Origin of the sequence: Agrobacterium tumefaciens (genome assembly GCF_013318015.2) — a bacterium.
GTDB lineage: Bacteria > Pseudomonadota > Alphaproteobacteria > Rhizobiales > Rhizobiaceae > Agrobacterium > Agrobacterium tumefaciens.
In genome coordinates this window covers 462,570-479,925 of record NZ_CP115841.1, presented here as the reverse complement: position 1 = coordinate 479,925, position 17,356 = coordinate 462,570, and the positions used below count along the sequence as shown (strand labels likewise).

Annotated in this window: 17 protein-coding genes and 2 tRNA genes; 10 read left to right on the top strand and 9 right to left on the bottom strand. The window is 58.8% G+C overall.

The window, feature by feature from the left end; translation table 11 throughout:
- Window positions 1–10 precede the first annotated feature (10 nt).
- Window positions 11–631, bottom strand: coding sequence for a transcriptional regulator BetI (betI, locus tag G6L97_RS02315; protein ID WP_174002669.1), 621 nt, complete (start codon window positions 629–631; stop codon window positions 11–13).
- A 346-nt stretch (window positions 632–977) separates the two neighbouring features.
- Here betI and G6L97_RS02310 point away from each other — a divergent pair, with 346 nt between their 5' ends.
- The 3 genes from G6L97_RS02310 (at window position 978) to G6L97_RS02300 (ending at window position 4,304) form a co-directional block, all read left to right on the top strand.
- Window positions 978–1,217, top strand: a complete 240-nt coding sequence (locus tag G6L97_RS02310; RefSeq protein WP_065702807.1) for a ribbon-helix-helix domain-containing protein — start codon at window positions 978–980, stop codon at window positions 1,215–1,217.
- 182 nt (window positions 1,218–1,399) lie between these two features.
- The gene (locus tag G6L97_RS02305) at window positions 1,400–3,202 is read left to right on the top strand and encodes a GGDEF domain-containing protein (RefSeq protein ID WP_013635646.1); all 1,803 of its coding nucleotides are present in this window, start codon (window positions 1,400–1,402) and stop codon (window positions 3,200–3,202) included.
- 88 nt (window positions 3,203–3,290) lie between these two features.
- The gene (locus G6L97_RS02300; RefSeq protein ID WP_003511875.1) at window positions 3,291–4,304 is read left to right on the top strand and encodes an NAD(P)H-quinone oxidoreductase; all 1,014 of its coding nucleotides are present in this window, start codon (window positions 3,291–3,293) and stop codon (window positions 4,302–4,304) included.
- Window positions 4,305–4,687: 383 nt separating this feature from the next.
- On the opposite strand, the gene G6L97_RS02295 is transcribed toward G6L97_RS02300, so the two are convergent.
- The 5 genes from G6L97_RS02295 to G6L97_RS02275 form a co-directional block, all read right to left on the bottom strand.
- Window positions 4,688–5,728, bottom strand: coding sequence for a sulfate/molybdate ABC transporter ATP-binding protein (locus G6L97_RS02295; RefSeq protein ID WP_003511873.1), 1,041 nt, complete (start codon window positions 5,726–5,728; stop codon window positions 4,688–4,690).
- Between the two features lie 11 nt (window positions 5,729–5,739).
- Entirely contained in the window at window positions 5,740–6,609 is an 870-nt protein-coding gene (gene cysW / locus G6L97_RS02290) for a sulfate ABC transporter permease subunit CysW (protein ID WP_003511871.1), read from the bottom strand.
- Complete coding sequence (cysT, locus tag G6L97_RS02285; RefSeq protein ID WP_038490139.1) at window positions 6,602–7,459, bottom strand: sulfate ABC transporter permease subunit CysT; 858 nt, start codon at window positions 7,457–7,459, stop codon at window positions 6,602–6,604. The genes cysW and cysT overlap by 8 nt, the downstream gene beginning before the upstream one ends.
- A 201-nt stretch (window positions 7,460–7,660) precedes the next feature.
- A complete protein-coding gene (locus G6L97_RS02280; protein ID WP_003511869.1) occupies window positions 7,661–8,686 on the bottom strand; it encodes a sulfate ABC transporter substrate-binding protein in 1,026 nt (341 codons plus the stop codon).
- Window positions 8,687–8,931: 245 nt separating this feature from the next.
- Window positions 8,932–9,372 carry an RrF2 family transcriptional regulator gene (locus G6L97_RS02275; RefSeq protein WP_025592702.1) on the bottom strand — a complete coding sequence of 147 codons (441 nt, stop codon included), beginning with the start codon at window positions 9,370–9,372 and terminating at the stop codon, window positions 8,932–8,934.
- 204 nt (window positions 9,373–9,576) lie between these two features.
- On the opposite strand from G6L97_RS02275, the gene G6L97_RS02270 reads away from it, so the two are divergent.
- Genes G6L97_RS02270 through cysN form a run of 3 tightly spaced genes read left to right on the top strand, consistent with a single transcriptional unit; the run spans window position 9,577 to window position 12,821 of the window.
- Entirely contained in the window at window positions 9,577–10,359 is a 783-nt protein-coding gene (locus tag G6L97_RS02270; RefSeq protein WP_174002667.1) for a phosphoadenylyl-sulfate reductase, read from the top strand.
- A 27-nt stretch (window positions 10,360–10,386) separates the two neighbouring features.
- Window positions 10,387–11,340, top strand: a complete 954-nt coding sequence (gene cysD / locus G6L97_RS02265) for a sulfate adenylyltransferase subunit CysD (RefSeq protein ID WP_003511863.1) — start codon at window positions 10,387–10,389, stop codon at window positions 11,338–11,340.
- The gene (cysN, locus tag G6L97_RS02260) at window positions 11,340–12,821 is read left to right on the top strand and encodes a sulfate adenylyltransferase subunit CysN (RefSeq protein ID WP_003511861.1); all 1,482 of its coding nucleotides are present in this window, start codon (window positions 11,340–11,342) and stop codon (window positions 12,819–12,821) included. The genes cysD and cysN overlap by 1 nt, the downstream gene beginning before the upstream one ends.
- A gap of 79 nt (window positions 12,822–12,900) precedes the next feature.
- Here cysN and G6L97_RS02255 read toward each other — a convergent pair whose 3' ends face one another.
- Window positions 12,901–13,128: a hypothetical protein gene (locus G6L97_RS02255; protein ID WP_111783258.1), complete on the bottom strand. Its 228-nt coding sequence runs from the start codon at window positions 13,126–13,128 to the stop codon at window positions 12,901–12,903.
- A 103-nt stretch (window positions 13,129–13,231) separates the two neighbouring features.
- Between G6L97_RS02255 and G6L97_RS02250 the strand changes: the two genes are divergently transcribed.
- Together G6L97_RS02250 and G6L97_RS02245 are read left to right on the top strand one after the other, a co-directional pair.
- Complete coding sequence (locus G6L97_RS02250; RefSeq protein ID WP_111783259.1) at window positions 13,232–13,471, top strand: hypothetical protein; 240 nt, start codon at window positions 13,232–13,234, stop codon at window positions 13,469–13,471.
- On the top strand, window positions 13,468–13,788 hold the full coding sequence (locus G6L97_RS02245; protein ID WP_111783260.1) for a hypothetical protein: 321 nt from the start codon (window positions 13,468–13,470) through the stop codon (window positions 13,786–13,788). Before G6L97_RS02250 ends, G6L97_RS02245 begins: the two co-directional genes overlap by 4 nt.
- Before the next feature lie 160 nt (window positions 13,789–13,948).
- On the opposite strand, the gene G6L97_RS02240 is transcribed toward G6L97_RS02245, so the two are convergent.
- Window positions 13,949–14,025: transfer RNA gene (locus tag G6L97_RS02240), tRNA-Pro, on the bottom strand.
- A gap of 264 nt (window positions 14,026–14,289) precedes the next feature.
- Here G6L97_RS02240 and G6L97_RS02235 point away from each other — a divergent pair.
- Window positions 14,290–14,709, top strand: a complete 420-nt coding sequence (locus G6L97_RS02235) for a hypothetical protein (protein ID WP_003511854.1) — start codon at window positions 14,290–14,292, stop codon at window positions 14,707–14,709.
- Between the two features lie 389 nt (window positions 14,710–15,098).
- Window positions 15,099–16,832 (top strand): malate dehydrogenase (quinone), encoded by a 1,734-nt coding sequence (gene mqo / locus G6L97_RS02230; RefSeq protein ID WP_025592695.1) that lies wholly within the window; start codon window positions 15,099–15,101, stop codon window positions 16,830–16,832.
- 263 nt (window positions 16,833–17,095) lie between these two features.
- On the opposite strand, the gene G6L97_RS02225 is transcribed toward mqo, so the two are convergent.
- Window positions 17,096–17,170: transfer RNA gene (locus G6L97_RS02225), tRNA-Gln, on the bottom strand.
- Window positions 17,171–17,356 lie beyond the last annotated feature (186 nt).

Genomic DNA, 17,356 nt, shown 5'->3' with positions numbered 1-17,356 from the left:
TCGAATACTCCTAGAGAATGCGGACGGACGGCTTCGGGCGCTGTCCATCAGGATATGGTTTGAGCTGCAAGTCGAAATAGTCTTCGACAAGGGCCGGCGCTGAGGCGAGCCCAAGCGGGGCCGAACGCAGGCTGTGCCTGATATACAGCCCGTCGATAAGGGCTGCCGCCCCTTCCGCAATGCGCGCGGCGTCATCGGGTGGACATAGCCGGTTCAGGCTTGCCATGAGGTTCGAGCGCAGGCGACGGGAATAGAGCACCAGCAGGCGGCGCGTTTCTTCCGAGCGCTGCGCCTCCACATAAAAGGCAAGCCATGCCGCCACCGTCTCGGGCGTGAACTGGTCGCTCTGGAAAGAGACGTGAACGATGGCGCTCAGCCGTTCGCGCGGGCCATTGGCGCGGGTCAGCGCCGCCACCGCATCGCGCCTCAGATCCCGCAGCAGGCTGCGGATGGTTTCCAGAAGAAGCTGCTGCTTGCTGCCGAAATAATGATGCGCAAGCGCCGGCGATACGCCCGCTTCCCGGGCAATATCCGACATTGTCACATTCAGCGAACCATGGTGGCCTATGGTGCGTAACGCCGCATCCACAAGCGCCTTGCGGCGCAAAGGCTCCATTCCGCTCTTGGGCATAAGGGTCTCCTTGATGGCGGGCAAAATATTCTTGATTGATCAATCAATCAATAAAAAACGCGCCATTTCATGTCGCTGATTTGCCATGGATCAAAGAAAACCGGGCAAGGCCGGATAAGACTAGCCGCTCCCATGCTGAGGAGCCGCTCACAGGGGAAAAACTAAACCGTGATATACTGCAAATTGGGAATGGAACACGTTTCGTGCTAATATGCAGAGTGATACAAATTTCGCTGGAAGCGGCGCCAGACGAAAACTGAAAAAACGCCCGCAAGACCGCGATCCCCATCAGGTCCCGACACGGACCGGAGATGCCTTCGCAACGGTTGAACAAGGGAGTGATATCATGCCAATGGTGACAGTATCGATTTCCCCGGAACAGGCAGCAAGAATGCGCGAGGCCGTGAATAGCGGCGCCTACGCATCCGGCAGCGAGGTCGTAAGGGCCGCGCTGAGACTATGGGCGGCATCCGCTGCCGCAAACGGCGCAGATACAGAGGCTGCAGCACCTGTCGAGGCGGATCGCGAACGCCTGAATGTCGCGGAACTTTACGCCGCTCACACCGGCCATGTGCGCCGGGCCTGAGCGCCTGCCGGATACCCCTGGCTATTGAGGGGCCCGTGACAAAACCTTCATTAAAGCTTCACAGTCGTGAAAGCTTTTGTTGACCTGTAATCTGCGATTGTCTGCTGAAAAGAGACAAGTTTCCGTGTGTGCATTTGACTTGTCATGCCACCAACGGGAACTGGCAATAGCGGAGAACAGAAATGCCGGCCGTAACGCTGGAGAACGATGTCATAAGGCGGTTTGCCTCCGGGCACATGTTTCCCATGGCGAAGCTTGTGCTTGAAACCGCGTTTCAGCCGATCGTCGAGGCGACGACGGGCACGATTTTCGGATATGAATCACTGATGCGCGGCCATGACCGGCTTGGGTTTTCCAACCCGCTCGCGCTTCTCGACCAGGCTGCCGAGGATGGCGAGCTGAAGGCCTTCGAGCAGATGCTGGCGAGCCGGGCGCTCGCTAAATTCTCCACCCTGGCGGATTTTTCCACCACCACCCTGTTCCTCAATCTCGATGTAAGGCTTATCCCGCACGGGGACGCCATTCTCGACAAGCTCGTTGGCCATCTGGCGCGGGCGGGCATTCCGGCCTCCTCCATCTGCTTTGAACTTTCCGAACGTTTCGACAATACCAGCGTGCCGGAGTTCAAGGCGCTGATCGCCCGCATGCGCAAGGAAGGTTTCAAGCTGGCGATCGACGATTTCGGCGCCGGTCACGGCGAGATGAAGCTTTTATGCGACTATCCGCTTGATTACCTGAAGATCGACCGGCATTTCATCAGCGGTGTCGATCATCTTCCGCGCAAGCAGCATCTCGTGCGCAACATCGTCAACATCGCTCATGTTCTCGGCGTCCGGGTCATTGCGGAAGGCATCGAGACCGAAGCGGAATTTCTCACCTGCCGCGAATATGGCGTCGATCTGGTGCAGGGCTGGCTGATCGCCAGGCCGACGGTTTTCACCAGCGAACTTCCCGAGAGCTTTCCGCACCTCAACCGCGTGGGCGTGGCGCGGCGCAACAGCCAGTCGCTGGACGAAATCCTCATCCGTCGCGAAATAGAGCGTCTTCCCACCGTCTATGAGCATGACAGCGTCGACAGCGTCTTCGAATTGTTCCGCAGAAACCCGCAGCAGGCGTTTTTCCCGGTTCTCAACGCCAATGGCGAACCGCGCGGCGTCATCAACGAATATCACCTCAAGGAATACATCTACCGGCCTTTCGGGCGCGATCTCCTCAAGAACAAGATCTACGAGCGCACCATTTCCCACTTCGTCGATCCTGCGCCGATCGTGGGTCTCGACGCCGATGCCGATCAACTGATGAACATGTTCGCCAGCATGGGCGGCAGCGCCTGCATCATCCTGACCGAAAACATGCGTTACGCCGGCATCGTCTCAGCCGCATCACTCATCAAGGTCATCAATGAAAAACAGCTCAAGATGGCGCAGGACCAGAACCCGCTGACGGCGCTGCCGGGCAACCGCGCCATCGGCGGCTTCATCGCCGACAGCTGCGGCGATGGCGATGAGACCCGTTTCTTCTGCTATTGCGATTTCGACAATTTCAAACCCTTCAACGATAAATACGGCTTCAATGCCGGTGACCACGCCATCACCCTGTTTTCCGCACTGATGCGTCGCTACTTTTTCGCCGGCGACTGCTTTCTCGGCCATATCGGCGGCGACGACTTCTTCGTCGGCGTGCGTGACTGGGCGGTGGAGGAACTGACGGAAATCCTCGAGCGGCTGCTCAGCGATTTTCACGGTGAAGTGGCCGAACTCTATTCGCCAGAGGACCGTCAGGCTGGTCGCATGGTCGGGCTGGACCGTCGCGGCAATGAGCGGGATTTTGCCCTGCTGCGTTGCTCCATCGGCGTTCTCACATTGCCAAAAGGTTTGATCATCGCCAATCCCGAGCGCATCGGCAGCGAGATCGCCGGCATCAAGACAGCCGCGAAAGAAAACGAAGGCGGCCTCGTCATCCGGGTGTTTGGGGAGACAAAATGACATCAGCGACAAAGGGCCTCCTTCCCTAAGCGGTACATCTGTCCTAAATCTTCAGGTAACGCCGACAAATGAGGAATTGCCCCTGGCCATGCCCGAAAATGTGACCCTGCCCGAAAAAATGCGCTTCATCGACCTTCCCTCCCATGGTGGCCCGGAGGTGATGCAGCTTTCGCAAGCACCTTTGCCAACCCCCGCCAGAGGCGAAATCCTGGTGAGGGTCGAGGCGGCCGGCGTCAACCGCCCCGATGTCGCGCAGAGGCAGGGCGCCTATCCGCCGCCGAAGGACGCAAGCCCGATCCTCGGCCTCGAAATTGCCGGAGAAGTGGTGGCGCTCGGCGAAGGCGTCAGCGAATTCAAACCTGGCGACAAGGTCTGCGCGCTCGCCAATGGCGGCGGTTATGCGCAATATTGCACCGTGCCGGCCGGTCAGGCCCTGCCCTTCCCCAAGGGGTACGACGCCGTCAAGGCCGCCGCGCTGCCGGAAACCTTCTTCACCGTCTGGGCCAATCTCTTCCAGATGGCGGGCCTGACCGAAGGCGAAAGCGTGCTCATCCACGGCGGCACCAGCGGTATCGGCACAACCGCCATCCAGCTCGCCAAAGCCTTCGGCGCTGATGTCTATGCGACGGCGGGTTCTGCGGAAAAATGCGAGGCCTGCGTCAAGCTTGGTGCCAAACGGGCCATCAATTACCGCGACGAGGATTTCACCGCCGTCATCAAGGCCGAGACCGATGGCAAGGGTGTCGATGTGGTTCTCGACATGATCGGTGCGGCCTATTTCGAAAAGAACATTGCCGCACTCGCCAAGGATGGCTGTCTGTCCATCATCGCCTTTCTGGGCGGCGCCGTGGCTGAAAAGGTTGATCTGCGGCCAATCATGGTCAAACGCCTGACCGTCACCGGCTCCACCATGCGGCCACGTACCGCTGACGAGAAACGCGCCATCCGTGATGAGCTTATCGAACAGGTCTGGCCACTCATCGAAAGCGGCAAGGTTGCGCCTGTCATCAACAAGGTCTTCACGCTGGACGAAGTTGTGGAGGCCCACCGGCTGATGGAAACCAGCAATCATATTGGCAAGATCGTGATGCGGGTGTCCTGATCAGACCTCTTGCATTAATGACGAATCGTACTACCTTCTAGTTATGTTCAACGTATCGGAAGGAGGTGATCCAATGTCTAATGAGATTTCGGTCTCTGGTGCAGGCAATGGAAAGGGTGGGTTTTCGACGGGGCAGCCCTCGGCGTAAAAACCTCTTGCCTTCGGAACGTTGAGAAACAGTCCCGGGTCTGTAAACAGGACCAAGCTCATGGAAGGGTCGCCTCTGGCGACCCTTTTCCGTTTCTGGGGTTATCGGCGCGTTTACCCGGTTCCCTCATCTCTGTGCTTGTCACAGAGATCCAGCCAGACCAAGTGTTTGGGCTGAATGGATACCGGCTCAAGGCCAGTATGACGGGGAACCGCCAGCTGCAGCCGCATCTGCCCTACTTCTTGCCAAACACCTTCCACCGTGTCGGACGAAACCGCAGTTCGGCACCTACCGCCACGGCGGCGTTGAGCGGCACCTCGATTTCGAGGTGATAGGGGTCATGGCCGTTATTGGCGATGTCGATTTCGGCGATGCGGGTGCCGGCGAGGCGGCGACAGGTGGTAACCTTGCCGTAAAGCGCGTTTTTCTCGTCGGTCAACACCACATCTTCCGGACGGAAGAACAGCTCGCCCTCACCTGCGCCATTTTCGGCGACGCCGATGCTCTCGCCCTGAAACACCACCTGGCCGTCGCGGATCGTCACCGGCAGGCTGGAGGATTCGCCGATGAAGGAGAAGACGAACGGGGAATTGGGCGTGTCGTAGACGTCATCCGCCGTGCCGACCTGTTCGATCTTGCCCTGGCTCATGACGACGACGCGGTCGGCCAGTTCCAGTGCTTCTTCCTGATCGTGGGTAACGAAGACGGTGGTGTGGCCCGTGCGGTCGTGGAACTCGCGCAGCCAGCGGCGCAGTTCCTTGCGCACCTTGGCATCGAGTGCGCCGAAGGGTTCATCGAGCAGCAGCACCTTCGGCTCGATGGCGACTGCGCGGGCAAGTGCCACGCGCTGACGCTGGCCGCCGGAAAGCTGGGTGGGGTAGCGCTTTTCGAGGCCGGTCAGATGCACCATGTCCAGAAGCTCCGAAACTCGCCTGCGGATCTCCGCTTTCGGCGGGCGGGAGGCGGAAGGGCGCACCTTCAGGCCGAAGGCGATGTTGTCGGCAACCGTCATATGGCGGAACAGGGCGTAGTGCTGAAACACAAAACCGACATTGCGCTCCTGCACCGAGCGGTGCGAGGCATCCTCATCGCCGAAGAAGATGCGGCCTTGGGTCGGTTGCTCCAAGCCGGCTATGAGGCGCAACAGCGTCGTCTTGCCGGAACCGGAGGGACCGAGTAGCGCGATCAGCTCGCCGGAACGAATGTCGAGCGACACGTCGTTCAGCGCCGGAAAGCGATCAAACTGCTTGGTGATGCCGGAAACTTTCACTTCCATGAATATGCCTTTCAATGCTTGCCGGCTGCGTTGCCCGCGCCAAAGCGTATTTCGAGAATGGTTTTGAGAACGAGCGTCACGAGCGCCAGACCAGCCAGCAGCGTCGCCACCGCGAAGGCCGCGCCGATATTGTACTCATTATAGAGTATCTCGACATGCAGCGGCATGGTGTTGGTCTCGCCGCGAATATGGCCTGATACGACAGAGACGGCGCCGAACTCGCCCATGGCGCGGGCGTTGCAGAGCAGCACCCCGTACAGCAGTCCCCATTTGATATTCGGCAGCGTGACATACCAGAAGGTCTGCCAGCCGGTTGCGCCAAGCGAGATCGCCGCCTCCTCATCGCCATTGCCCTGCTCCTGCATCAGCGGGATCAGTTCACGCGCGACGAAGGGAAAGGTGACGAAGATGGTGGCTAGCACGATGCCCGGAACAGCAAAGAGGATTTCGATGCCATAACTCTTCAGCCATGGCCCGAGCACGCTGTGCGAAGAGAACAGGATGACATAGACCAGACCCGATATGACCGGCGAGATCGAGAACGGCAGGTCGATCAGCGTTATCAGGAATGCCTTGCCCTTGAACTCGAATTTCGCAATCGCCCAGGCGGCGGCGACACCGAAGATAAGGTTGAGCGGCACCGAAATGGCGGCGACAAGCAGTGTCAGACGGATGGCGGAGAGTGCATCCGGCTCGACGATCGCTTCCCAGAAGGCATCGGCGCCTTTGCGAAATGCCTCGAAGAACACCGATACCAGCGGCAGCACGAGGAAAGCCGCAAGGAATAGGAAGGCAATGGCAATCAGCACCAGCCGGGCAGGCAGGCTCTCGCTGGCGGGATCGCGGAACGGTCGGGACGAGGTGCGGGAAGCATCAGACATAACCGTACCTCTTGCGGCTCCAGGCCTGAATGAGATTGATGAGGAACAGCATGGCGAAGGAAATGATCAGCATGATGGTGGCGATGGCCGTCGCGCCCGCATAATTGAACTCCTCCAGCCGTATGACGATGAGGAGCGGTGCGATTTCCGAGACGTAAGGAATATTGCCGGCGATGAAGATGACCGAACCGTACTCTCCGATACCACGCGCGAAGGCGAGTGCGAAGCCCGTCAGGATGGCGGGCGTGAGGCTTGGCAGCAGCACCCGGCTGATGGTCTGGAAACGGTTGGCGCCGAGCGTTGCCGCCACCTCCTCCACCTGCCGGTCTATTTCTTCCATGACCGGCTGCACGGTGCGGACCACGAATGGCAGGCCGATGAAGATCAGCGCGATGACGATACCGGTCGGCGTAAACGCGATCTTGATGCCGAAGGGTTCGAACAGCGAGCCAACCCAGCCGCGATTGGCATAAAGCGTGGTGAGCGCGATGCCGGCAACCGCCGTCGGCAGGGCAAAGGGCAGATCCACGATGGCATCAACGAAACGCCGGCCGGGAAAACGATACCGCGTGAGAACCCAGGCGACGATGACGCCAAAAACAGCGTTCACCAGTGCGGCGATGAAGGCGGTGCCGAAACTGACGCGCAGCGCATTCAGCGTACGGCTATCGACAGCGATCGCAATAAAATCTGCAAAACCAAGTTTCGCCGTGGACCAGACGAGGCCGCCGAGCGGAATAAGAATGATGAGAAACAGATAGACGACCGTGTAACCGAACGTCAGGCCGAAGCCGGGTATCACGCTCGATTGACGCCACTTCCACCTGTTTCCGGATGTATTATTGCTCATCAACGCTCCGGATAATCTTTAGTTTGGCACATTTCCGGACAGAAAACCGGGGTCCACTTTTCCTGGAAATGCTCTCTGGGAGCCGGTGTTCCCCGGCCTTGTTATAAAGGATCGACCGGCACGGTGTCCGGTCGATCGATTTGTCGTTTTTCAAGTTCCCTTAAGCGGGTTGGGCGGATTTGTCTTCAGCCCATCTTCCGCTTACTTGGCGGGCTTGTAAATCTGGTCGAAGATGCCGCCGTCACCGAAATGTTCAGGCTGCGCCTTGGCCCAACCGCCAAACTGCGGATCGTCGATGGTGACGAGCTTGATGTCGGGCAGCTGCTTCAGCAGATCCTTGGAAACAACTGCGGGGTTCGAAGGACGATAGAAGTGCTTCGCCGCGATATTCTGACCTTCGTCGGAATAGAGATATTGCAGATAGGCTTCCGCCGCCTTGCGGGTGCCCTTGGCGTCGACGTTCGCGTCAACCACGGCGACCGGCGGCTCGGCGAGGATCGAGATTGGCGGCACGATGATGTCGAAGGCATCCGCGCCGAATTCCTGACCGGCCAGATAGGCTTCGTTTTCCCAGGCCAGCAGCACGTCGCCGATCTGGCGCTGCGCAAATGTGACCGTGGAGCCGCGGGCACCGGTATCGAGCACCGGAGCGCGCTTGTAGAGTTCGCCGACATAGGCCTTGATCTTGTCCTGGTCGCCCTTGAACTCTTCATTCGCCCATGCCCAGGCGGCGAGATAATTCCAGCGTGCGCCACCAGAGGTCTTGGGGTTCGGGGTAACGATCTGCACGTCGCCCTTTACCAGATCGCCCCAGTTATGGATGCCCTTCGGGTTGCCCTTGCGGACGAGGAACACGATGGTGGAGGTGTAGGGCGAGGAATTATGCGGCAGGCGGCCGCGCCAGTCCTTGTTGATCTTGCCGGAATTCTGGACGATGGCATCGATATCGCTCTGCAGCGCCAGCGTCACCACATCGGCTTCCAGACCGTCGATGACCGAGCGAGCCTGCTTGCCGGAGCCGCCATGCGACTGCTGGATCGTGACATCCTCACCGGTATCGGCCTTCCACTTCTTGGCGAAGGCTTCGTTGAAATCCTTGTAGAGTTCGCGGGTCGGATCATAGGACACGTTAAGCAGCTTGGTCTGCGCGGCAGCCGAGCCGACACCTCCCAGAGCCAGCGATAGACCGAGAGCGAAAACGCTCAAACCGGACAGAAGCTTGGACATCGGTATTCCCTCCTGATGAAGATGGCTTAACTCTACTGGACCGGTAGAGTTGGTCAATGAGGCCGAATACGATCGAAAAAGTGTTTCCCGAGAGCGTTTCCACGGGCAACAAATACAGCGCAGCATAGGCGAAAGGCGCAACAAGCGTCGTGTAAAACTTTGCTGAATGCAAAACCGTTTCACATTTTTGACGATTTTTTGGCGTTACGGCGAAAAATATTCAGGGGTTTTAGACGATTTTTTCGTCAGGCCGTCAAAAGTTCGGGCACTTCCACGCCTGCAACGGCATCCGCAACGGTGGTGTTGAAAAGGATATTGCGGGTGGCATCGGCCACGCGGGCGAAGACGTGGCGTATTTCGCACTGCTTTTCGCCATCGCAATCCTCGCACCGGCGATAGGCGGTCTGCGACAGGCAGGGCAAGGGAGCGAGCGGCCCGTCGATGAGGCGCAGCACCTCGCCGAAGGTGATATCGGCAGCCGGGCGCGCCAGCAAATAACCACCCTGCTTGCCGCGCCTGCTTTCGACGATGCGTTCCTTCTTCATTTCGAGAAGGATCTGTTCAAGGAATTTTTTCGGAATGGCCTGTTCGCGGGCAATATCGGAAATTTGCACAGGACAGCCGCCGTCGGCCTTTGCCAGCGAAAGAAGCGCCCTCAGCGCATATTTTGCCTTCTGCGAAATCATCGTGAAACCAGTAGAACACAAGCCCGGATACCCGGCAATTCCGGCTTAGCGCAGAAGTTGTCACAATTCAAATCCAAGCTGCAAAGAAGGTGAACGGGCATCTTTTGCTCATAGATCGTGCGCGTGAGGCATTTTTGCTCTGAAGTGCAGCGCACAAAGACTGTCATTTCTGTTCCAGAGGCCCGATTTCAACAATAATCGGCCATGGAAATCCCGGACGTGACAATGACGATCAATTCAGCAAATGCCTCTGCCGATACCGCTTCCCTCGACGCCACGCTTGCCGGGCTCGATCTTGCGGGACGACTTTACTTTATCGCCGGTCTTGGCGGCCGTGCCGTCTTCACCACCAGCCTCGGCATCGAGGATCAGGTCATCACGGCGGCCATCGGCACCCACCGGTTGCCGATCGACGTCGTGACGCTGGAAACCGGCCGGCTCTTCAAGGAAACCGTCGATCTCATCGAGGAAACCGAGGAACGCTTCGGCATCGACATCCGTCGCTTTCGGCCCGAACAGGACGATATCGACGCCTATGCCGAAAAATACGGCCTCAACGGTTTTTACGAAAGCATCGAGGCCCGTCACGCCTGCTGTCATGTCAGAAAGCTGATCCCGCTCGGCAAGGCGCTGGAAGGTGCCACCTTCTGGATCACCGGGCTCCGCCGCGGCCAGTCGGGCAATCGTGCGACCACACCTTTTGCCGAATTCGACGCTGAGCGTAATCTGATCAAGGTCAATGCCTTGGCGGACTGGGACATCGACCAGATCAAGGCCTATGTCGCTTCTGAAAACATTCCCGTCAATCCGTTGCATGCGCGTGGTTACCCCTCCATCGGCTGCGAGCCGTGTACACGCGCTATCAAGCCCGGCGAGCCTGAGCGCGCCGGACGATGGTGGTGGGAAAACGACGAGAAGCGCGAATGCGGTCTTCACGTCGCCGGTGCGGACCAGACGTCCGCCATTTCCGCCATCCCACAACGATAATCATTCAGACCAGTTCCGGAGTTTAAAATGTCCAACGCAGTCCACGAGACGGACAGCAAGAATACTGTCGCATCCAAGCCGCCGCTCGATCCGCATCTGAAGGCGCTTGAAAACGAAGCCATTCATATCTTCCGCGAAGTCGCCGCCGAATTCGACAATCCCGTGATGCTCTATTCCATCGGTAAGGATTCGTCCGTGCTGCTGCATTTGGCGCGCAAGGCATTCTTCCCAGGCCGCGTGCCCTTCCCGCTGCTGCACGTCAATACGGGCTGGAAATTCAAGGAAATGATCGAATTCCGCGACAAGATCGTCAAGGAATATGACCTCGATCTCATCTCCTATACAAACCCGCGCGGCGCGAGCGAAAACGTGACGCCCTTCACCCACGGTTCGGCGCTCTACACCGACATCATGAAGACGGAAGCGCTGCGCCAGGCGCTGGACGCCGGTCAGTTCGATGCCGCCTTCGGCGGTGCGCGCCGCGACGAGGAAGCAAGCCGCGCCAAGGAGCGCATCTATTCCTTCCGCACGCCGGACCACAAATGGGACCCACGCAACCAGCGCCCTGAGCTGTGGAACATCTATAACGGCATGGTCCGCAAGGGCGAAAGCGTGCGCGCCTTCCCGCTCTCCAACTGGACCGAAGTCGATATCTGGCGTTACATCGAGGCGGAAAACATTCCGCTGGTGCCGCTCTATTACGCCGCCGAGCGCCCCTATATCGAGCGTGACGGCATGATGATCCTTGCCGAAGACGAGCGGCTGGAGCTGCTGCCCGGCGAAGAGATCCAGCACGGCTCGATCCGCTTCCGCACGCTCGGCTGCTTCCCGCTGACCGGCGCGATTCACTCCGAGGCGGCGACGCTTCAGGAGGTCATCGCAGAGCTGGAAATCGCCACCGTTTCCGAGCGGCAGGGCCGCGCCATCGATCGAGACCAGTCCGGCTCGATGGAGAAGAAGAAGCGCGAGGGCTATTTCTGATGACCGCCGCTGCTACCAACACCGCCTCCACGGCCACCATTCTGCCCTTTGCCGAACATTCGAAGGCGACGCGTGATACGCGCCCGCTTCGTCTCATCACCTGCGGCAGCGTGGATGATGGCAAATCGACCCTGATCGGCCGTCTCCTGTGGGACACCAAGGCCGTCAAGGAAGATCAGGCCGCCACCCTGCATCGCGATAGCGGCAAGCAGAACGATCTCGGCCTGCCCGATTTCGCGCTGCTGCTCGACGGGTTGCAGGCAGAGCGCGAACAGGGCATCACCATCGATGTCGCTTATCGCTATTTCTCAACCGACCGGCGCGCCTTCATCGTGGCCGACACGCCCGGCCATGAGCAATATACCCGCAACATGGCGACCGGCGCTTCCACGGCCGATCTCGCCGTACTTTTGGTCGATGCGCGCACCGGCATTCTGGAACAGACACGCCGACACGCCACCATCGCGGCGCTGATGGGCATCCGGCAATTCGTGCTGGCCATCAACAAGATCGACCTGACGAATTACGACAAGGCCGGTTTTGAGCTGATCGCCCACGAATTCCGCGATTTCGCCTCCGACCTCGGCATCAAGCAGATCACAGCCATTCCAATGTCGGCGCTGAAGGGCGAAAACGTCGTACTATCAGGCAAGGCCTCCATGCCCTGGTATGAAGGCCCGACGCTGGTCGAAACGCTGGAGCTTGCCACGGTGCGCTCGGCGCAATCGGGTGGTTTCCGCTTCCCCGTACAGCGCGTGTCGCGCCCCGGCGAAAGTTTCCGCGGTTATCAGGGCACGGTTGCCGGCGGCTCGGTCAAGCCGGGCGACAGCGTTGTCGTGCTGCCGTCAGGCATGGTCGCGAATGTCAAGCAGATCGTCACTTTCGATCTGGTGCGTAACGCCGCCGTTGCTGGTGACGCGGTCACGCTCGTTCTCGACCGTCAGGTGGACGTCTCGCGCGGCGACATGATCGTGTCCATCGAGGCACAACCGCAGACAGGGCTTGCCTTCGACGCGCAGATCGTGGCGTTGCAGCCAGGTGGCATCGAGGCCGGCAAACGTTACTGGCTGAAAAGCGGCAGCCGCCGCCAGCGCGTCAGCGTGCAGCCGGTCAGCCAGCTCAACCTGAAAGAAGGCGAATGGCAGGCGCACGAGACATCGCTGCCGATGAACGCCATCGGCAAGGTGCGGCTCTCCTTCGACGAGACGGCGATCTTCGATGCCTATGAGCAGAACCGGGCAACCGGCTCCTTCATCCTGATCGACCCCGACACCAACAACACGGTGGCGGGTGGCATGATTGCCGGCAAACGCAGCGTTGGCGCGACGGAAGAACAGGGTGACCGCGTCATTCTCTCCCTGCCCGCCCATCTGGCCGAGAAGCTTCTGGCAAGCGAACTGCTGGCCAAGCACCGCGACGAGATCGACATCCGCCGCACGGATGGCGCGACAGCCTCACGGCTGATCAGCGATCTGGACTGACAGACACGCGCACACAACAAAAAGGCGACCGTCCAAGCGGTCGCCTTTTTTGTTTGAAAGCCTTTGGATCAGGCCTCGTTTAAAACACGAACATGTAAAGCAGGATGATCACAAAAATCGGAACACCCATCGCCCACAGTGCAATACCTTTTAGCATGTTATCCTCCATCGTTGTTGTGGTGGGATAACGGTTGAGGCGCGGTTGCGTTCCCTGCGACTGCGCTGACGACGGGTTCATCGCAGTCGATAACGTCAAACGCATCAAGTTTGCGACGCTTGGCAGAGCCCAGAAGATGGCCAGCGTCATGGCGCTGTGTTCAGGCACGGTTAATGACCGACACCTCACTCTCTCAGCAATGGAACTGCGTGGTTCAGCGCACGTTAGTGTCCGTCATTGGGAGATGAAGATTATGAAAATTCTGACTGCAGCGATCTGCCTGGTTTCGGTGGGCATCCTAAGCGGCTGTGTCGATGATCGAGGCTACCGTAGCGGCGGATATTATACGACTGGCGTGTACTACCGCACCTATGAACGCGATCGCCACTACCGTGACTATGACCGTCGTGACTGGCGCGACCGGAGGGATTGGCGTGATCGGAGGGATTGGCACGATCGTCGCGACTGGCGCGGTGATTACCGCTACCGATGATCGACTGGACCTACATTCAAGACCATTGGGATTGGGCGGGGCACATTCTAGAGGCCGTCATCATGGCGGCGATTGTCGCCGTTCTGTTTCGCCTGCTCGTTAGCTGGCGAATGGCGTGGATAATCGGGCTGGCCTTCGCCGCCGGTCATTTTCATGGCAGGGAAAAGCGGGACTACGAGGTGTCCGTAGAAATGCCTCCTCCCCATCTGGAGGGTTATTACTTCTGGAATTGGTCCTGGGATGGTTTAACCGACTTCTGGCCGACGGCTCTTGTTTGCGTTTTGCTCATTCTCCCGTTGGCGAGTAGGAGAAATTGACATTCCGTGCAATCACCAAAGTCGTGATTTGCAGCCGCGGACGCCGAATGCGTTTACCCCTCCGGTTTTAAACGGTCAGGTCTCGGTACGATGCCTTGATCCAAGGATATTCAGAAGTGTTGGGATCATTTGAAAGCCCCGGGAAATATTAGGCTTAAGCTGGTCGGAGTGAGAGGATTCGAACCTCCGACCCCGTCGTCCCGAACGACGTGCGCTACCAGACTGCGCTACACTCCGTGACCAGCGGCGCTTCTATAGACCAGCCTCCAGCATTCGACAAGCGGCATATTGCATTTTTTGTGACAAGTTTTCAACGCGCTGCGAAGGGCGGTCGCCAAGTGCCTGCCGCACCGAGTGGCGTGTGGGAAAACGTTACAAAAAAGCAATTGTGGCAGGAAATTTTCGTCAAGCGGCACAGCTCCCCTGCCCGTCGCCGCCAAATCTGCTAGGGGAACGTAATGACCGGCGGGAAGCCGGACACGGCACAAAGGACATTTCACCATGCTATTTCGCAGCGTAACGCTCGCAGGGCTCGCCATTGCGCTCTCCGCTTGCACGACATCGACGGGCTCTGCCCCTTCCTTCACCCAGAAGAGCCCCGTTGAAACGCGGTGGGTCGGTCAGTCCGCAGGTATTTTCTTTGCAAAATTCGGCCCGCCGCTGAGCGACACGGAAACCGGCAGCTCGACCATCTATAACTGGCGCGGCGGTTACAAGAAGGCCACCATTCCGGCCAAGTTCGAAGAAGGCAAGGACGGCAAGAAGGGTCGCCAGATTTCGCCCGCCCGCACCGCCTCGCTCTCCTGCACGGTTCAGCTCACCGTCTCCAGCGACTACACGATCACTTCGGTACGCACGGTTTCCGACCGCCCCGGCGTCAACGGCCCGAGCTATTGCGCGGAATTCCTCGCCGCAAACTGAGTTTTCGTCCAGCAGACGAAACGAGCCAAGGCCTGCCCTAACCGGCGGGCCTTTTCACTTTTTTGCGATTATTCTTATTTTTTCTGAATTTTTTTCACACGGACCAGCGCGACCTGATCCGCCAAGCGCGGCAAACGCCGAATTGACGGCGTTTTCGCGATATTCGCGCTTGAGACACTTTCAACCGTTTGAAAGCACCGTCTAATCCTCGCGACCACAAAAATGACAATCCGCAAAATGGCAAAAACAGCCAATGCGACCTTATGTCCCGGCAAAATCCACGCAAAATCGCTTGAACTGGAGTGAATAAGTCAGGGTTGTGCCTGTTTCGGCTTTGCTGTAACGGGGCGGCTGGGAGGAGTGTTTTTAACACAAAACAAGAATCAGGTATGGCCGTGACTCCCATCGATCAAGACAAATCCCAGCTCACTGATCTTTCCTCAGACGCGCTTCCCTCCCATGCGCTTCCAATGAACCGCAGACAGGTTCTCGGCACTGCGCTCGCAGGGCTTGCAGCGACAGCGCTGCCGACATCCTCGCTTCTCGCCAATACGGCTACCAAGAAGGTCGACGTGCTTCTGATCGGTGGCGGCATCATGAGCGCGACGCTCGGCGTGTGGCTGCGTGAACTGGAGCCAACCTGGTCGATGCAGATGCTCGAGCGGCTGGACGGCGTGGCGCTTGAAAGCTCCAACGGCTGGAACAACGCCGGCACCGGCCATTCCGCGCTTGCCGAGCTGAACTACACGCCGGAAGACGACAACGGCAACATCAAGATCAGCCAAGCCGTCAACATCAACGAATCCTTCCAGATTTCCCGGCAGTTCTGGGCATGGCAGGTACGTAACGGCGTTTTGAAGAACCCGCGCTCCTTCATCAACCACACGCCGCATATGAGCTTCGTCTGGGGCGATGAGAACATCGCCTATCTCGAAAAGCGCTACGAGGCGCTGAAGGCAAGCCCGCTTTTTGCCGGCATGGAATATTCCAGCGACCCCGAGCAGCTTAAGAAATGGGTGCCGCTGATGATGGAAGGCCGCGATCCTTCCCAGAAGATCGGTGCGACCTGGTCTCCGCTCGGCACCGACATGGAATTCGGCGAGATCACCCGCCAGTTCGTTTCGCATCTGCAAAGCGACCGGAATTTCGACCTGCAGGTCAACAGCGAGGTTTCCGATATCCAGCGCAATGCCGATGGCAGCTGGCGCGTGACCTATAGCAACCTGAAGACCGATGCTGAGCAGACCGTGGATGCGAAATTCGTGTTCATCGGCGCCGGCGGCGGTGCGCTGCATCTGTTGCAGATGTCCGGTATTCCGGAAGGCGACAATTACGCCGGTTTCCCGGTTGGTGGCTCGTTCCTGATCAACGACAATCCTGACGTGACGATGCAGCATCTGGCCAAGGCCTACGGCAAGGCCTCGGTCGGCTCGCCGCCCATGTCGGTTCCACACCTGGATACCCGCGTGCTTGGTGGCAAGCGCGTCATCCTGTTTGGACCTTTCGCCACCTTCTCCACCAAGTTCCTGAAGGAAGGCTCCTATTTCGATCTCGTCTCCTCCGTCACGACAAGCAATGCCTGGCCGATGGTGCGCGTTGGCATCGATGAATATCCGCTGGTGGAATATCTCGCCGGCCAGCTGATGATGTCGGACGACGACCGCTTTGCCGCGTTGAAGGAATATTTCCCGAACGCGAAACAGGGCGAATGGCGTCTGTGGCAGGCGGGCCAGCGCGTGCAGATCATCAAGCGCGACGAGGAAAAGGGCGGTGTACTCAGGCTCGGCACGGAAATCGTCGCCGCGCAGGATGGCAGCATCGCCGGTCTGCTCGGCGCCTCCCCTGGCGCCTCCACGGCCGCACCGATCATGCTGAGCGTTCTGGAAAAGGTCTTCAAGGACAAGGTGGCAACACCGGAATGGCAGGCCAAGATCCGCCAGATCGTTCCGAGCTACGGCACCAAGCTCAATGACGACCCGGAAAAAGTGCAGCAGGAATGGGCCTATACGGCCGAACACCTGCAATTGCCGACCCCGCCGCAGATCGATCTTGGCGCGCTGAAGGGCGCGGGAGCGGCACCTGCTGGCGCGCCGGTGAAGAAGGTTCCGGATATCGCGCTTTAAGGCTTAGCCGCGATTTTAAGTTTGGACGCCGCGTGTCTTTGGATGCGCGGCGTTTCTGTTTAAGCAGGCCTTTAACACACACGCGTCATCCTGGCCTCTTAGCGAGTATCCATGGATTTCAACGGCTTGTGGATCCTCGGGTCAAGGCTGATGATGACGGAGGACAGGTTTTCGCGCGTCACAACATCCGGGATCGCAGCGAAATAGCTCGGCTGGTAGATGCACGCCGGCACCTGTGCACGCTGTTCTGATTTTGGAAGTGATGGCTGGGGCGCCAGGATTCGAACCTGGGAATGCCGGTACCAAAAACCGGTGCCTTACCGCTTGGCGACGCCCCAACAGGGCAGCTTGGGCGAAACGCTGCTGCCTGAACCGGGCCTGATTAGCAAAGCCTGCCCGACGCGGCAATGACCTGACGGCTTATTTTTTCACAAAATCCAAGCTTTTTGGATGCCGCGCCTGACATGGCATGTTAGGGCTTGGCGATTGCGCGGCTGAGGCTGCGGCTTTGCGTGGCATAGCAT

What these genes read in the sequence shown, in the direction of transcription:
- betI (WP_174002669.1), bottom strand. Translation starts at nt 631, where the DNA reads ATGCCCAAGAGCGGAATGGAGCCTTTGCGCCGCAAGGCGCTTGTGGAT.
- G6L97_RS02310 (WP_065702807.1), top strand. Translation starts at nt 978, where the DNA reads ATGCCAATGGTGACAGTATCGATTTCCCCGGAACAGGCAGCAAGAATG.
- G6L97_RS02305 (WP_013635646.1), top strand. Translation starts at nt 1,400, where the DNA reads ATGCCGGCCGTAACGCTGGAGAACGATGTCATAAGGCGGTTTGCCTCC.
- G6L97_RS02300 (WP_003511875.1), top strand. Translation starts at nt 3,291, where the DNA reads ATGCCCGAAAATGTGACCCTGCCCGAAAAAATGCGCTTCATCGACCTT.
- G6L97_RS02295 (WP_003511873.1), bottom strand. Translation starts at nt 5,728, where the DNA reads ATGGAAGTGAAAGTTTCCGGCATCACCAAGCAGTTTGATCGCTTTCCG.
- cysW (WP_003511871.1), bottom strand. Translation starts at nt 6,609, where the DNA reads ATGTCTGATGCTTCCCGCACCTCGTCCCGACCGTTCCGCGATCCCGCC.
- cysT (WP_038490139.1), bottom strand. Translation starts at nt 7,459, where the DNA reads ATGAGCAATAATACATCCGGAAACAGGTGGAAGTGGCGTCAATCGAGC.
- G6L97_RS02280 (WP_003511869.1), bottom strand. Translation starts at nt 8,686, where the DNA reads ATGTCCAAGCTTCTGTCCGGTTTGAGCGTTTTCGCTCTCGGTCTATCG.
- G6L97_RS02275 (WP_025592702.1), bottom strand. Translation starts at nt 9,372, where the DNA reads ATGATTTCGCAGAAGGCAAAATATGCGCTGAGGGCGCTTCTTTCGCTG.
- G6L97_RS02270 (WP_174002667.1), top strand. Translation starts at nt 9,577, where the DNA reads ATGGAAATCCCGGACGTGACAATGACGATCAATTCAGCAAATGCCTCT.
- cysD (WP_003511863.1), top strand. Translation starts at nt 10,387, where the DNA reads ATGTCCAACGCAGTCCACGAGACGGACAGCAAGAATACTGTCGCATCC.
- cysN (WP_003511861.1), top strand. Translation starts at nt 11,340, where the DNA reads ATGACCGCCGCTGCTACCAACACCGCCTCCACGGCCACCATTCTGCCC.
- G6L97_RS02255 (WP_111783258.1), bottom strand. Translation starts at nt 13,128, where the DNA reads ATGACGCTGGCCATCTTCTGGGCTCTGCCAAGCGTCGCAAACTTGATG.
- G6L97_RS02250 (WP_111783259.1), top strand. Translation starts at nt 13,232, where the DNA reads ATGAAAATTCTGACTGCAGCGATCTGCCTGGTTTCGGTGGGCATCCTA.
- G6L97_RS02245 (WP_111783260.1), top strand. Translation starts at nt 13,468, where the DNA reads ATGATCGACTGGACCTACATTCAAGACCATTGGGATTGGGCGGGGCAC.
- G6L97_RS02235 (WP_003511854.1), top strand. Translation starts at nt 14,290, where the DNA reads ATGCTATTTCGCAGCGTAACGCTCGCAGGGCTCGCCATTGCGCTCTCC.
- mqo (WP_025592695.1), top strand. Translation starts at nt 15,099, where the DNA reads ATGGCCGTGACTCCCATCGATCAAGACAAATCCCAGCTCACTGATCTT.